Source organism: Microbacterium sp. ARD32 (assembly GCF_031844385.1).
In the GTDB taxonomy this organism is placed as follows: Bacteria; Actinomycetota; Actinomycetes; order Actinomycetales; family Microbacteriaceae; genus Microbacterium.
In genome coordinates this window covers 219,247-233,881 of sequence record NZ_JAUZVD010000003.1, presented here as the reverse complement: position 1 = coordinate 233,881, position 14,635 = coordinate 219,247, and the positions used below count along the sequence as shown (strand labels likewise).

Genomic DNA, 14,635 nt, shown 5'->3' with positions numbered 1-14,635 from the left:
GCAAGTATGCTCAACGCGTGGCCCTGCTGCTCGCGCTCAGCACCTCCCCCGACGCGGAGTCGCTGCTGCCCGCGCTCGGCCTGCTGCCGCACGAGCTCCGCCGGCATCCGCTCGACCCGGGCCACCTGGTCACGCTGCCCGAGGCGGACGCCATCCTCGTCGACGCCGCGACCGATCTCGTCGCCGCGCGAAGCGCCTGCCGCCTGCTGCGCACGGCGGCCGTCGACGCTCCCGTGCTCGTGGTGGTCACCGAGGGCGGCCTGAGCGCCGTGTCGGCGGACTGGGGCTTCACCGACGTGGTGCTGCAGAGTGCGGGTCCCGCCGAGATCGACGCCCGCCTGCGCCTGGCGCTCGCGCATGCTGCCGAGGGCGAGCCGGTGCGCGTCCATGCCTCCGGCATCACGATCGATGAGCAGTCGTACTCGGCCAAGCTGCACGGGCGCCCGCTCGATCTCACCTACAAGGAGTTCCAGCTCCTGCACTTCCTGGCCACGCACCCCTCACGCGTCTTCACCCGCGAGCAGCTGCTCAGCGACGTGTGGGGCTACGACTACTTCGGCGGCACTCGCACGGTCGACGTGCACGTGCGGCGCCTGCGAGCCAAGCTCGGCGAAGCCGAGCAGATCATCGGGACCGTGCGCAACGTCGGCTACCGCTTCAACCTGCACGACGAGGAGCAGCGCGCGCAGGACTGAGTTCACCCATCCGCCACCTGCGGGTGCAAGGATGTACCCCATGATCGAACGCGAACTTGTCGACGCCGGTCTCGGGGATGCCGAGGACGATGACTTCGATGCGCACGAGGCACCCGATGCGGTGCTGCCCGATCATCGTTACCACGACCGCGAGCTGAGTTGGCTGGCATTCAACCAGCGGGTGCTGGAGCTGGCCGAGGATCCGGCTCTGCCCGAGCTGGAGCGGGCCAATTTCCTTGCCATCTTCGCCAGCAATCTGGACGAGTTCTTCATGGTGCGTGTGGCGGGGCTCAAGCGCCGCATCCTCACCGGCCTCGCGGTGCCGACCAATGTCGGACGCGCACCGACCGACGTGCTCGCCGACATCTCCTCCGAGGCGCACGCACTGCAGCTGCGCCACGCCGACGTGTGGACGACGCAGGTCAAGCCGGCTCTCGCGGACGCCGGGGTCGAGATCACCGAGTGGGTGGATCTGACGGATGCCGAGCGGTCGGCGCTGGGCGAGTACTTCGGGTCGCAGGTGTTCCCCGTGCTCATGCCGCTCGCGGTGGACCCCGCGCATCCGTTCCCGTACATCTCCGGACTGTCGCTGAACCTCGCCATCCGCATCCGCAACGCCCGCACCGGCCGCCAGGACTTCGCACGCCTGAAGGTGCCGCCCATGCTTCCCCGCTTCGTGGAGGTTCCCGGTGGCGGCGAGATCCTGCGGTTCATCCGCCTGGAGGAGCTGATCGCCAACCACCTCGACGACCTGTTCCCCGGCATGGAGGTGCTCGACCATCACGCGTTCCGGCTGACCAGGAACGAGGACTTCGAGGTCGAGGAGGACGAGTCCGAGAACCTCATCCAGGCGTTGGAGGCCGAGCTGCTGCGCCGGCGCTTCGGCCCGCCGATCCGCCTGGAGATCACCGACGACATGGACGATGTGACCCTGGAGCTGCTGCTCAAGGAGCTCGACATCACCGGTCAGGAGGTCTACCGTCTGCCCGGCCCGCTCGATCTGCGCGGCCTGTTCGACCTGTCCCGCATCGACCGGCCCGACCTGCGCTACCCGCCGCACCTGCCCACCACGGCCGTGGCGTTCCAGCCCGGCGACAGCAACGAGCGGCCGGACATCTTCAAATCCATCGGGCGCGCCGACGTGCTCGTGCACCACCCGTACGAGTCGTTCGCGACCAGCGTTCAGGCCTTCCTCGAGCAGGCGGCACGAGACCCGCAGGTGCTGGCCATCAAGCAGACCCTCTACCGCACCTCGGGTGACAGCCCGATCGTGCAGGCGCTGATCGACGCCGCCGAGGCCGGCAAGCAGGTGCTGGCACTGGTGGAGGTGAAGGCCCGCTTCGACGAGGCGAACAACATCGTCTGGGCGCGCAAGCTCGAGAAGGCCGGCGTGCATGTCGTGTACGGCCTGGTCGGACTCAAGACGCACTGCAAGCTGGCACTGATCATCCGCGAGGAGGACGGCGTGCTGCGCCACTACTCGCACGTCGGCACGGGCAACTACAATCCGAAGACCAGCCGCATCTACGAGGACTTCGGCCTGTTCACCGCCGACCCGCAGATCGGCAAGGACCTGACCCGGCTGTTCAACGAGCTGTCCGGCTATGCGATCGAGAAGAAGTTCAAGCGGCTGCTGGTCGCCCCGCTGCATCTGCGCAAGGGGCTGCTGCGGCACATCGATCGCGAGCGCCGCAACGCCGAGAACGGAAAACCCGCGCGCGTGCGGATCAAGGTCAACTCGATCGTGGACGAGCAGATCATCGACGCGCTCTACCGCGCCAGCATCGCCGGCGTGAAGGTGGAGGTGTGGGTGCGCGGCATCTGCAGTCTGCGCGCCGACCTGCCCGGCGTCAGCGACAACATCACGGTGCGCAGCATCCTGGGCCGCTATCTGGAGCACTCCCGCATCTTCGCGTTCGAGAACGACGGCGAGCCCATCGTGTACATCGGCAGCGCCGACATGATGCACCGCAACCTGGACAGACGGGTCGAGGCGCTGGTGCGCCTGTCCGACCCGGATCACATCCAGGAGCTGCACGGTCTGTTCGATCTGGCGATGGACGACGGCACGAATTCCTGGCACCTGGAGGACGGCGTCTGGACCAGGGCGACGGGCACCGACGAGCATCCGCTCACCGATCTGCAGGACCGCACGATGCTCGCGGTGCAGGGTCGCCGGCGCAAGCGGGCGGTGCGATGACGGACACCGCGGTCTTCGCCGCAGGCGCCGTGGTGTGGCGCCTGGTCGAGGGCAAGCTGCGCGTGCTGCTGATCCATCGCACCAAGTACCGCGATGTGACCCTCCCGAAGGGCAAGGTCGATCCGGGCGAGATGCTCGCGCAGACGGCCGTGCGCGAGGTGCGCGAGGAGACCGGCATCAAGGTGGTGCTCGGCGTGCCGGTGGGCGTGAGCCGCTACTGGATGCGCCCCAAGCGGCAGAAGGTCGTGCACTACTGGGCCGCCGAGGCGACCGACGACGCGATCCGCGCGTCGAGCTTCGTGCCCAACGGTGAGATCTCGGGTGTGGAGTGGCTGAGCCTGAAGAAGGCGCGCGCCCGGCTGAGCTATCCGGTGGATGTCGAGATCATCGAGAACTTCGCCCGTCTGGTCGACGACGGCGTGCTGCGCACGTTCCCGCTGATCGCGCTGCGGCACGCGAAGGCCGTCAGTCACGACGACTGGGACGGAGCGGATGCCGAGCGACCCCTGACCGCCCGCGGGCAGCGGCAGGCCGCATCCATCGTCGCGCCGCTGCGGGCGTTCGGGGTGCGCCGCGTCGTCACCAGCGACGCGCTGCGCTGCCGGCAGACCGTCGCCCCGCTGGAGAAGAAGCTGGGCCGGGCGGCACGGGTGACGCCGAAGCTCAGTCAGGATGCCTGGGATGACGGCACCGGAGACATCCGCGCCGTCATCGGCCGCCGCGTGCGCGCGCGCAAGCCCGCGGTGCTGTGCAGTCACGGGCCTGTGCTGCCCGGCATCCTCTCCGAGCTGGCACTGGCCACCGGCACCATGCACGGCTCCTACGTCGACAGCGCGAGTGCGCTCGAGGTGGCGGGTTTCTCTGTGGTGCACGTGTCGGCGACCAACCCCGGCTCCGGCATCATCTCGATCGAGACGCACGAGCCCAAGATCTGACGCCTCAGGCGGGCTCAGCGAACCCCGCCTGAGCCTGATCAAGGGGCCGCCTTCCGTTCACCTGCCGTTCACCGCGTGGGGAGAGTCCCGTTAACCGGCGCTCCTAGCGTCACTGTGTGCCCTGCACCGGGCCGTACACAGTCCCCGATCGAACGGATCAACAGTGAAGATCTCCCGCATCGCCCGCATCAGCGCCATCGGCGCGGTCGCCGCTCTCGCCCTCACCGGCTGCGCCGCGAACGAGACCACCTCCCCCGGGGCCTCGGACCAGCCCGCCGGCGGCACCGAGCTCACCGGAAACCTGGTCGGCGGCGGCGCGACCTCGCAGGAGGTCGCCATCGCTGCATGGACCAAGTCGTTCCAGACCGCCAACAGCGGCGTCACGGTGGACTACGACCCGCAGGGCTCCGGCGCCGGACGCGAGTCGTTCGCCGCGGGCGGCTTCGCGTTCGCGGGCTCGGACCGCGCCTTCAAGACCGACGAGCTCTCCTCGATGCAGTTCACCGGCTGCGCGCCCGACTCCCCGATCATCGAGATCCCCGCGTACATCTCGCCGATCGCGGTGATCTTCAACCTGGAAGGCGTGGACTCGCTGAACCTGGATGCCGACACTCTCGCGGGCATCTTCGCAGGAACCATCACCAATTGGAACGACCCGAAGATCGCCGCGAGCAACGAGGGCGTGGAGCTCCCCGACCTCGCCATCAACCCGGTGCACCGCGCCGACAAGTCCGGCACCACCGGCAACTTCACCGACTACCTGTCCGCGGCCGCCGGATCGGTGTGGACCCACGGGTCCGTCGAGGAGTGGCCGATCGGCTCCGGTGAGGCAGCGCAGGGCACCTCGGGCCTGGTCCAGGCGGTCGAGGGCGGGAAGGGCACCATCGGCTACGCCGACGCCTCTCGTGCGGGCGACCTCGGCACCGTGTCTGTCAAGGTGGGCGACGAGTTCGTCGCGTACTCCCCCGAGGCCGCGGCTGCGATCGTCGACCACTCCCCGCTTGAGGAGCGCGAGGGCGAGGGCGACCTGGCCGTCGAGCTCGACCGCACCAGCTCCGAGGCCGGCGTCTACCCGATCGTGCTGGTCAGCTACCTGATCGGGTGCGAGGAGTACGCGGATGCCGCGCAGGCGGCGCTCGTGAAGGGTTTCTTCACCGAGGCGATCAGCGCCGAGGGCCAGAAGGCAGCCGCCGAGGCCGCCGGCTCCGCCCCGATCTCGGACACGATCCGCGCCAAGGCGGAGGCCGCGATCGACCTGATCGTCACGAAGTGACGTCACGGCGGCGGGACGACAGCATCCGCTCGTCGTCCCGCCGCCGGCATCCCGCCCGGCATCCGCACGCCGCCCGACATCCGCTCCGAACCCGACGCCCCGAAGAGCAAGGACACCCGAGATGACCTCCACCGCCACCGCGCCCCGGGTGACGGCGACGCAGCGCGCCGGCGACCGCTGGTTCTCCGCTGCTGCGCTGTCGGCGGGCACGATGATCCTCGTGACCCTCGCCGCGGTGGCGGTCTTCCTCGTGGTCCAGTCGATCCCCGGGATCACCGCGTCCGGTGAGGACGCGTCGATCCTGGACACCGGCTTCTGGGACTACGTCGGCCCGCTGGCCTTCGGCACCGTGTGGGCGGCGGGGATCGCCCTGCTGATCGCCATCCCGCTCTCGGTCGCGGTCGCACTGTTCATCTCGCACTACGCGCCCCGGCGGCTCGCGCAGGGGCTCGGCTACATCGTCGACCTGCTCGCCGCGGTGCCGTCGGTGGTGTTCGGCATCTGGGGCATCGCCGTGCTCGCGCCCGCCGCGCTGCCGATCTACACGTGGATGACCGAGAACCTGGGCTGGATCCCGCTGTTCGACGGCAACCCGTCCGGCCGAAATATCCTCACCGCGGCGATCGTGCTCGCCGTGATGGTGCTGCCGATCATCACGGCCATCTGCCGCGAGGTGTTCCTGCAGACCCCGCCGCTGCATGAAGAGGCGGCCCTCGCGCTGGGCGCCACCCGCTGGGAGATGATCCGCATGGCGGTGCTCCCCTTCGCGCGCGGCGGCATCGTGTCCGCCGCGATGCTGGGACTGGGCAGGGCGCTGGGCGAGACGATGGCCGTGGCGATGGTGCTCTCGGCATCCGGCGGCATCACCTGGCGCCTGCTGACGGCGCAGAATCCCAACACGATCCCCGCGAACATCGCACAGACCTTCCCCGAGGCGTACGGCGTGAACATCAACGTCCTGATCGCCACCGGCCTGATCCTGTTCATCGTCACCTTCGCCGTCAACGCGGTCGCGCGCTGGATCGTGAGCCGTCGCAGCGAATTCTCGGGAGCCAACTGACATGACCATCACCGAGACCACCGACAGCGTCACTGCCGAGCACGCCCCTGTGACGCGACTCGCTTCTTCGCAGCGCATCGCCAGCGGCCGGCTGCCGACCTGGTCGCCATGGGCGCTGCTGGCCGGTTCTCTGGCCGTGTCCGCCGCCGTGTTCGCCGTGCTGGCGCTGGGCGGGCAGGGCTTCAACCCCGTCGGAGCCGCGATCATCGGCGGGCTGCTGTACCTGGTGCTGATCGGCGTGATCTCCACGCTCGTCGAAGGACGCCGCACGGCCACCGACCGCATCGTGACCGCACTGGTCACCGCGGCGTTCGCGATCGCGATGGTTCCGCTCGTGTCGGTGGCGTACACCGCGGTGCACAACGGCGTGGCGGGCCTGAACGCGGAGTTCTTTTCCAGCTCGATGCGCAACGTGGTCGGCGAAGGCGGCGGCGCGCTGCACGCCATCATGGGCACGCTGCTGATCACGCTGGCCGCCGCCGTGATCTCCATCCCGATCGGACTGCTCACCTCGATCTACCTGATCGAGTACGGCCGCGGACGGCTGGCACAGGGGATCACCTTCCTCGTGGACGTGATGACCGGCATCCCCTCGATCGTCGCCGGACTGTTCATCTACGCGCTGTTCGCGCTGCTGATCGGACCCGGCGTACGGATGGGGCTGATGGGCGCCCTGTCGCTGGCCGTGCTGATGATCCCGGTCGTCGTGCGCTCCAGCGAGGAGATGCTGCGCCTGGTGCCGAACGAACTGCGAGAGGCGTCCTACGCGCTGGGAGTGCCCAAGTGGCTCACCATCCTCAAGGTGGTGCTGCCCACCTCGATGGCGGGCATCGTTACCGGCGTGACGCTCGCGATCGCCCGTGTGATCGGCGAGACCGCACCGCTGCTCGTGACCGCCGGATTCACGGCATCCATGAACTACAGCCTCACCGAGGGCCGCACGATGTCGCTGCCGGTCTTCGTCTACACGCAGTACATGAACCAGGGCATCCCGGCCGAGGCGTACGTGAACCGCGCCTGGGCCGCCGCCCTCGTGCTGATCGTCCTCGTCATGATCCTCAACCTCATCGCACGCCTGGTCGCGAGGTACTTCGCGCCGGCGAAGAGCCGCTGAGCCCCAACCCGAAAGAGCACCGTGTCCAAGAGCATCGATGTCACCGACCTCAACGTCTACTACGGCGACTTCCTCGCCGTCGAGGGCGTCTCCCTCGAGATCCGGCCCCGCAGCGTCACCGCCTTCATCGGCCCGTCCGGCTGCGGCAAGTCGACGTTCCTGCGCACGCTGAACCGCATGCACGAGGTGATTCCCGGCGCCCGCGTCGAGGGCGAGGTGCTGCTGGATGGCGAGAACCTGTATGCCACGGGCGTCGACCCGGTGCTGGTGCGACGCCAGGTGGGCATGGTGTTCCAGCGCCCCAACCCGTTCCCGACCATGTCGATCAGGGAGAACGTGCTGGCCGGGGTGAGGCTGAACAACAAGCGCATGTCCCGTTCAGACGAGGATGCACTGGTGGAGAGCTCGCTGACCGGAGCCAACCTGTGGAACGAGGTCAAGGACCGGCTCGACAAGCCCGGCTCAGGCCTGTCCGGCGGGCAGCAGCAGCGACTGTGCATCGCCCGCGCGATCGCGGTGTCGCCCGACGTGCTGCTGATGGACGAGCCATGCTCGGCGCTTGACCCGATCTCGACCTTCGCGATCGAGGAGCTCATCCAGGAGCTGAAGGACGAGTACACGATCGTGATCGTCACGCACAACATGCAGCAGGCGTCGCGCATCTCGGATCGGACCGCGTTCTTCAACATCGCCGGCACCGGCAAGCCCGGCAGGCTGATCGAGTTCGATGACACCGCCACGATCTTCACCACCCCCGCGGTGCAGGCCACCGAGGACTACGTCTCCGGCCGCTTCGGCTGACCTGGCCGGCCCGCGCGCCGCGCGCGGGCCGCGCGCCGTGCGCGGGTCGGCGCGGGAAGAGCGTTCAGCGTGGGGTCAGCAGGAACGCGTTCAGCTGGGCGGTGAGGTCGGGGTCGGATGCCAGCGGCGCCCCGTCCACGGCGGTGATCGCCACGGCGAGCCGGATGCTGGAGACCAGCCAGGCAGCGTCGGCGGTCGCCAGGTCGGTGGTCGACAGCGTGGCGTAGCCGGTGCGCAGCCCCCGAGACTCCAGATGCTCGAAGACGCTGAGCTGGGTGGTGCCGTGCAGGATGCCGCCCGAAGGCGCCGGCGTGAGGAAGTCATCGCCGCGGCGGATGATCAGGGATGCCGTCGGCGCCTCGAGCACGTACCCGTCGCGCGTGATGAACACGGCATCATCCGCGCCGCGCCTGCGCGCCTCGCGCAGAGCCGCCATGTTCACGGCGTACGACAGGGTCTTCGCCCCCAGCAGCAGCCAGGGCGCGCGCTCCCCCGCCCCCAGATCGTAGCCGCGATCGAGCGTGACCACTCGCACGCCGTCGCGCCGCACCTCGGAGAAGTCCGCCGCAGGGGAAGCGGTCGCCCATGCGGTCGGCGCGGGTCCGTGCTCCACGCCGCGCGACAGGATCAGCTTGACCACGGCCTCGCCATGCGGGATCCGTGCGGCTGCGACCGAGACCGCCTGCCGCCACTGCTCCAGGTTCGGCGCAGGCAGATCGCACAGCTGCGCCGAATGGGCGAGCCGCTGCACGTGCGCCTCCACCTCGTTGGCGTGAGAGTCGATCACGCCGATCGACTCGAACACGCCGTCGCCGCGCTGGGTGCTGAACTCCCCGACGCTCAGCGCCGGGGCACTGACGTCCACCTCTGTGAAGGTGCCGGAGTAGTCGTCACGGCTGTCCGCGACGTCGGCCGGGTCGATCATCAGGGCGAATCGCTGAGCCATCTCCACAGCTTAGAACGGCTGGGAATACCTCGAACCCGAACGCGTTACACTGTATCGGCCGGGCCGCATAACCCCGGGCTCCAACTTCTGCCGCTTCGAGCGGCCTTCCGCCGAGAGGCGTTCTTGCGGCCCGGTCTTATCCTCTCCGGACCGATTTCGAGTCGGTTCCAGCTCGGGGTCGCTCAGACCAGCATGCCGCGGCGCCAGGCGCCGGCCGAGGCGGACAGGTCATCGGCATAGCCGCTCAGGCGCAGTGCCCGACGGGTGAGGTCACCCGCGCGGTCGGGTTCGGTGCGTTCGTAGTCGTCGGCGATGTGCGTCGCCCCGGATGCCTGCACCCGGCAGTACGCGGCAGCGCGCTCGAGCGCCACGGCGAAGTCGCCCTGGAACACTCCGCGCAGGATCGTGTCGACCAGGTCGGTCAGCTCCTCGGGGCTCGCGGGCGTGGGAGCGCCGGCGATCACAGCATCCGCCGACCTCAGCTCGACCCGGCCGCGGTCGTACAGCAGCGCGGTGGTCGCGGAATCGCTGCGGATCGCGATCTGCAGCAGGTACAGCCGCCACAGCGCACCGGGCAGCGAGCGGGCCGGTGCCTGCGACCACAGCTCGGCGATGTCGTCCATGCCGTGCTCGGCGGTGAAGGCGATCAGCCGTTCGGTCGTCTCTCCGGTGGCATCCGTGCGGGCCCGCTCGAGCAGAGCGGATGCCGTGGCGTGCGCGGCGCGCGATCTCTCGGCCGGGTCGACGGCCCCGACGAGGTTGTCGAAGGCTGCCGTCGGACGGCGGACGGGGCGGTGGAACTGATCTGGCACGGGGTCCAGGGTACGCCGGGTTCAGGCGGTGGGGATGACCACGATGGGGTCGCTGGTCGGCGTCCCGGTGGGCGATCCGCCGCTCTGCTCGACCGTCACGGCGATCGTGTCGCCCGCGTGCATGGGGCCGTCCAGCAGTGCCGTCGCGCTTCCGTCGTCGGTGTCGAAGACTCCCGCCGAGATCGGCTGCCCGTCCCGCAGGAACCACAGCTCGTAGGTGCGCCCGGCATCCGGTCGCTGCAGTCCGGATGCGACGAGCACGGCCTCGCCGAGCGTGCCGGACCAGTGCGCGGTCGCCGTGGCGCCCGATTCCAGCTGCACCGTCGCCTGCTCGGCATCCGGAGCGGAGCGGATCTCGTCCAGCGCGACGACGGATGCCGGGCGCTGCAGCTGCGAGACAAGCACCGCCGAGGCGATGCCGCCCCCGACCAGGAGCACCAGACAGGCAGCGAGCACGAACAGCGCGCGCGAGCCGCGTCGCGGACGCTCCGGGGTGGAGCGTGCCGCACCCTCGGCCGACTCACCTGCAACCGGGGTCCGGTCCGCCGCATCCGGGGTCCGGTCCGCCGCATCCGGGGTCCGGTCCGCCGCATCCGGGGTCCGGTCCGCCGCTTCAGGGGTCTTCTCGGCGACGACACCCTGCGGGGTCTGCGCGATGCTGTCCAGCAGCGACGACCGCAGTCGCGCCGGCGGCTGCACGGGCTCGACCGCAGCTGCCAGGCCGGCGGCCGTCTGGCGAGCGTCGTCGAGATGCGAGCGCCATTCCGGGTGCGCGTCCGCGGCGAGCGCGAACCGCCGCTCGTCCTCGGCCGACAGCGCGTGCAGCGCGTGCCCGGCGGCGAGCTCCTCGAATTCCTGCTCGTTCATGCTGACACCCCCAGTTCGCTGCGCAGTCTCTTCAGCGCGTCCCTCATCCTCGTCTTCACCGTGCCCAGCGGCGCACCCGTGAGCACGGCGATCTCGCTCTGGCTGTACCCGCCGTAGTAGGCGAGCACCAGTGCCTCCTGCTGGGTCTCGGGCAGGCCCGCCAGTGCGGTCACGACCCGATCCCCCTCCATCCGCGCCTCGACCGACTCGGCGACCACGTCGCGTGCGGCGGCCAGATCCCGCACCCCGACGCGCACATCCCGATCAGCGCTGGACTGCGACGAGCGCACCCTGTCGACGGCCCGACGGTGTGCGATCGTCAGCACCCACGACCTTCCTCGCCCTCTGTTCGGAGCGAACCGCGCTGCGGATTGCCAGATCTCCAGGAAGACCTCTTGCAGCACCTCTTCGCTCTGCGCGCGGTTGACCACCACACGCAGGATGAGTGCGAACACTCGAGGGGAGAGCCTGTCGTACAGTTCAGCGAATGCGCGCTCGTCGCCCTCGGCGACGCGAACGAGCAGGTCGGCGGCGTCATCCGACGCCGATCCGTCCTCGGGCAGTTCCACGCCGTCGACGACCATCTCCACAAGCATGCCGCATCCCCTCCCCTCGCGCTCGACGCCACGGTCATCCGAAGGTGAACGAGTAGACCTGCACCCCTTCGGGAACCTTCACGCTGAGCGCTCCCGATCCCGCCCCGCCGTCGCGCACTCGGTACGAGCGCGGTGTTCCGTCCACGCGCACGCTGTGCGCCTCGCCGTCGCCGTCGCGCACCTCGATCACACCGGATCCCGCCAGAACCATCCGCACCTCGGCGGCGCGGTAATCGAGTCGGATGCTTGCGTCGCCCGCCGCGGGCTCGGCGTACTGCGTCTCGACCCGCCAACGGCCGTCCAGCGCGAAGGTGTCCGGCTTCTGCTGAGCGGGGAATTCGAAGGATGAGGTGCCGGCGCGGTAGGGCCCCGGACCGCCGTAGTTGACGTCCTTGGCGGAGCCGAGAAACGTCTCTGGCGTGGTGGATCCCGCCTGCGGCGTGGTGTCTGCGACCTCGGTGGCATCCGGCAGCACCACCTGCGGGTCGGCAGCGGTGAGCAGCTGGCGGATCAGCTTCTCGGTCACGGCGTAGTCGCCCTCACCGAAGGTGATCTGCCGCACCGTCCCCGTGGCGTCGATCAGGTAGTGAGCGGGCCAGTAGCGGTTGCGGTACGCGGTCCAGGTCGAGAGATTGTTGTCCAGGGCCACGGGGTAGTCGATGCCGAAGTCGCGGGCGCCGGCGCGCACGTTGTCGGCGTTCTTCTCAAACGCGTACTCGGGCGAGTGGATGCCGATCACCTGCAGCCCCGCGTCGCGGTAGGCCTTGTCCCAGGCGACCACATGCGGGATCGATCGCTGGCAGTTGATGCAGGAGTACGCCCAGAAGTCCACGAGCACGACCCGACCGCGCAGGTCCTCCAGGTCGACCGCCTCGCCGTCAGGCGTGTTCAGCCAGTCCGAGATCCCGCGGATCGCGGGCGCGGTGCCGCAGTCCTCCAGCTCGGCCGACCCGTTGGTGCAGTTGCTCAGCTCACGGTTCTCGTCGGTGACCAGCCCACCCAGATCCAGTGCGTCTGCCTGCTTCTCGGCGAGGTCGTTCTGCAGGCCGGCCGTGTAGTCGGGCAGCAGGCGCTGAAGCTGCTGGGGCAGGCCGGCGGCAAGGCCCGCGGCGAGCGCGATCATCGCGACGCCGGCGGCGATCCGCAGGCCTCGTTCGCGTGAGCGGAAGGCGCGGATGCGCTCGACCAGCCCGCGACCGGCGAGTGCGAACACCAGCAGCGGTACGGCCACGCCGACCGCGAACGATACGGTCAGCAGCACGGTGTCGCCGCCGATCCGCCCTGTGCTGCCCGCGACGATGATCGCCGCCAGCACAGGACCGGCGCAGGGCACGAAGACGGCGCCGAGGGCGAGTCCCACGCCGAACCCCGAACCGCGGTTGCTGACCTCGTGGCGCGGAAGCAGCTGGAAGGGCTTCTCGAGCAGCTGCTCCAGGCGCGGCACGAGCAGCGCGACTCCCACGATCATCAGCACCGCGATGCCGACCCAGCGAATGATGTCCTGCGGCAGATTCAGCAGACCGAGCGCCAGGGAGCCGAGCAGTGTCACGGCGCTGAAGCTCAGCATCAGGCCTGCGATCACCAGATAGGGCCGCCAGCGGGACGCGGGAGCGACCTGCCCCTCGAAGCGAGCCGACTGCGCCCCGCCGGTGAGGAAGATGACCGGGAGCACCGGCAGGATGCACGGGGAGATTCCCGTGATGAGACCGCCGAGCAGTCCGATGAGGATGAGGTCCATGCTGCGCCTTTCGTCGGTCACTGTTCTCGTCGGTCATTGTTCGGTCGCAGAGCCCGGATCGGATTGATTCCGATCCGATCCGATCCGATCGCGGCAGGCCTCCGAACAACCCTCGACGCCGCGGAAGGTCCGCGGCCTCGAACCCCGGAGGTTGAAATGCTCAGCACCAAGAAGAAGATCAGCGCAGTGCTCTCGCTCGGCTTCGCCGGCGTTCTGGTCCTGTCGGGCTGTTCGATGGGCGGCGCGGAGGCGCCGGAGTCGAGCGCGCCGCAGGCACCCGAGACGTCGGAGTCGACCGAGTCCACGCCGCAGGCCATGGATCCGGCGGCGAACCTGGTCGGTCCGGGCTGCGATGCCTACGCGGAGCAGGTACCGGACGGAGACGGGTCGATCCAGGGGATGTCGCAGGATCCTGTCGCGGTCGCCGCGTCGAACAACCCGCTCCTGACCACGCTCGTCGCAGCGGTCAGCGGCGAGCTGAACCCGGATGTGAACCTGGTCGACACGCTCAACGGCAGCGAGTTCACCGTCTTCGCCCCGGTGGACGAGGCGTTCGGAAAGATCGATCCCGCGACGATCGACATGCTCAAGACAGACGCCGACACGCTCACCTCGATCCTGACGTACCACGTGGTGCCCGGTCAGATCGAGCCGTCCGACATCGCCGGCATGCACAAGACCGTGCAGGGCGCTGAGGTCGACGTCACCGACTCGGGCGACTCCTGGAAGGTCAATGACGCCAACATCATCTGCGGCGGGGTCCAGACGGCCAACGCCACCGTCTACCTCATCGACTCGGTGCTGATGCCGCCGGCCGAGTGAGGTCAGGGCGCCGACCCGGATCGGCGCCCGCAGCCGCTCCGCGCGACGGGGAGCGCGCGAGCGGCCACGTGCCCGCCGACCGACGTCGGCGGGCACGTTCGCGTCGCCGTGGACGGTGGTGTCCGAGCCCCGCGCTACGGTGTTGACATTGCACTCGGGCGGTGGTGCATCGCACTGGCGAGAGGACTCGGCATGGAATCCGAAGAAGTGCCCCCGGGGAATTCCGACATCCCGACCCACCGGTTAAAAGCCGGTTGCTCTGCCTCTGAGCTACGGGGGCGGATGCCGGACCGCAAGAGGTGCGGCACCTGCCAGAAGTCTAAACCACGGTCCGAATTCAACCGGAAGTCGTCCCGTGCCGACGGCCTTCAAGAAGTCTGCCGAGAATGCAACCGCGAAGCATCCCGCCGCTACTACGCGCGCAATCGCGCGCATCACATTGCGGTCATCCGCAAGCGCAACGACGCGCAGCGGGCGACGAATCGCGCGATCATCCGCGGTCATCTGCTCACCCATCCCTGCGTCGACTGCGGGATCCGAGACATAAGGGTGCTGGACTTCGACCACCGCCCGGGCACGGACAAGCGCGATGGCGTGATGCAGCTGGTCAACGACGGCTACGGCATCGCCGTCATTTCAGCCGAGATCGAGAAGTGCGACGTGCGGTGTCGCAACTGCCACGCGATCGCGACATACGAGCGGATGCCGCGAACTTGGCGTACAGAGTGATGCGGGCGCAAGAGAGTCCCGGCGCGCACAACCGGGTGTGGGAGGAT

At 69.2% G+C, this 14,635-nt stretch carries 14 protein-coding genes and 1 tRNA gene; 9 read left to right on the top strand and 6 right to left on the bottom strand.

Annotated features, from left to right (window positions below; translation table 11 throughout):
- The first annotated feature begins 17 nt into the window (after positions 1 to 17).
- The 7 genes from Q9R19_RS12770 to pstB all read left to right on the top strand — a co-directional run bounded on the left by Q9R19_RS12770 (position 18) and on the right by pstB (position 8,078).
- The gene (locus tag Q9R19_RS12770; RefSeq protein WP_311256774.1) at positions 18 to 695 is read left to right on the top strand and encodes a response regulator transcription factor; all 678 of its coding nucleotides are present in this window, start codon (positions 18 to 20) and stop codon (positions 693 to 695) included.
- A 40-nt stretch (positions 696 to 735) separates the two neighbouring features.
- Positions 736 to 2,895: an RNA degradosome polyphosphate kinase gene (locus Q9R19_RS12765; RefSeq protein ID WP_311256773.1), complete on the top strand. Its 2,160-nt coding sequence runs from the start codon at positions 736 to 738 to the stop codon at positions 2,893 to 2,895.
- Positions 2,892 to 3,830: an NUDIX domain-containing protein gene (locus Q9R19_RS12760; protein WP_311256772.1), complete on the top strand. Its 939-nt coding sequence runs from the start codon at positions 2,892 to 2,894 to the stop codon at positions 3,828 to 3,830. The genes Q9R19_RS12765 and Q9R19_RS12760 overlap by 4 nt, the downstream gene beginning before the upstream one ends.
- A gap of 163 nt (positions 3,831 to 3,993) precedes the next feature.
- Entirely contained in the window at positions 3,994 to 5,103 is a 1,110-nt protein-coding gene (locus Q9R19_RS12755) for a phosphate ABC transporter substrate-binding protein PstS (protein ID WP_311256771.1), read from the top strand.
- Between the two features lie 121 nt (positions 5,104 to 5,224).
- The gene (gene pstC / locus Q9R19_RS12750; RefSeq protein WP_311256770.1) at positions 5,225 to 6,163 is read left to right on the top strand and encodes a phosphate ABC transporter permease subunit PstC; all 939 of its coding nucleotides are present in this window, start codon (positions 5,225 to 5,227) and stop codon (positions 6,161 to 6,163) included.
- A 1-nt stretch (position 6,164) separates the two neighbouring features.
- On the top strand, positions 6,165 to 7,277 hold the full coding sequence (gene pstA, locus Q9R19_RS12745) for a phosphate ABC transporter permease PstA (protein WP_311256769.1): 1,113 nt from the start codon (positions 6,165 to 6,167) through the stop codon (positions 7,275 to 7,277).
- A gap of 21 nt (positions 7,278 to 7,298) precedes the next feature.
- Positions 7,299 to 8,078 (top strand): phosphate ABC transporter ATP-binding protein PstB, encoded by a 780-nt coding sequence (gene pstB / locus Q9R19_RS12740; protein ID WP_311256768.1) that lies wholly within the window; start codon positions 7,299 to 7,301, stop codon positions 8,076 to 8,078.
- A 64-nt stretch (positions 8,079 to 8,142) separates the two neighbouring features.
- On the opposite strand, the gene Q9R19_RS12735 is transcribed toward pstB, so the two are convergent.
- From Q9R19_RS12735 to Q9R19_RS12715, 5 genes are all read right to left on the bottom strand, one after another.
- Positions 8,143 to 9,024: an aminodeoxychorismate lyase gene (locus tag Q9R19_RS12735; RefSeq protein ID WP_311256767.1), complete on the bottom strand. Its 882-nt coding sequence runs from the start codon at positions 9,022 to 9,024 to the stop codon at positions 8,143 to 8,145.
- Between the two features lie 182 nt (positions 9,025 to 9,206).
- Positions 9,207 to 9,836, bottom strand: a complete 630-nt coding sequence (locus Q9R19_RS12730) for a DNA-directed RNA polymerase subunit beta (protein WP_311256766.1) — start codon at positions 9,834 to 9,836, stop codon at positions 9,207 to 9,209.
- 21 nt (positions 9,837 to 9,857) lie between these two features.
- Positions 9,858 to 10,703 (bottom strand): anti-sigma factor domain-containing protein, encoded by an 846-nt coding sequence (locus Q9R19_RS12725; RefSeq protein ID WP_311256765.1) that lies wholly within the window; start codon positions 10,701 to 10,703, stop codon positions 9,858 to 9,860.
- Positions 10,700 to 11,299, bottom strand: coding sequence for an ECF RNA polymerase sigma factor SigK (gene sigK, locus Q9R19_RS12720; protein ID WP_311256764.1), 600 nt, complete (start codon positions 11,297 to 11,299; stop codon positions 10,700 to 10,702). Before sigK ends, Q9R19_RS12725 begins: the two co-directional genes overlap by 4 nt.
- A gap of 34 nt (positions 11,300 to 11,333) precedes the next feature.
- Positions 11,334 to 13,058 carry a cytochrome c biogenesis protein DipZ gene (locus tag Q9R19_RS12715; protein WP_311256763.1) on the bottom strand — a complete coding sequence of 575 codons (1,725 nt, stop codon included), beginning with the start codon at positions 13,056 to 13,058 and terminating at the stop codon, positions 11,334 to 11,336.
- A gap of 135 nt (positions 13,059 to 13,193) precedes the next feature.
- Here Q9R19_RS12715 and Q9R19_RS12710 point away from each other — a divergent pair, with 135 nt between their 5' ends.
- Positions 13,194 to 13,859, top strand: coding sequence for a fasciclin domain-containing protein (locus Q9R19_RS12710; RefSeq protein WP_311256762.1), 666 nt, complete (start codon positions 13,194 to 13,196; stop codon positions 13,857 to 13,859).
- Between the two features lie 208 nt (positions 13,860 to 14,067).
- On the opposite strand, the gene Q9R19_RS12705 is transcribed toward Q9R19_RS12710, so the two are convergent.
- Positions 14,068 to 14,139, bottom strand: a tRNA-Lys gene (locus Q9R19_RS12705).
- Positions 14,140 to 14,141: 2 nt separating this feature from the next.
- Here Q9R19_RS12705 and Q9R19_RS12700 point away from each other — a divergent pair.
- Positions 14,142 to 14,588: a hypothetical protein gene (locus tag Q9R19_RS12700; protein ID WP_311256761.1), complete on the top strand. Its 447-nt coding sequence runs from the start codon at positions 14,142 to 14,144 to the stop codon at positions 14,586 to 14,588.
- The last annotated feature ends 47 nt before the right edge of the window (positions 14,589 to 14,635 follow it).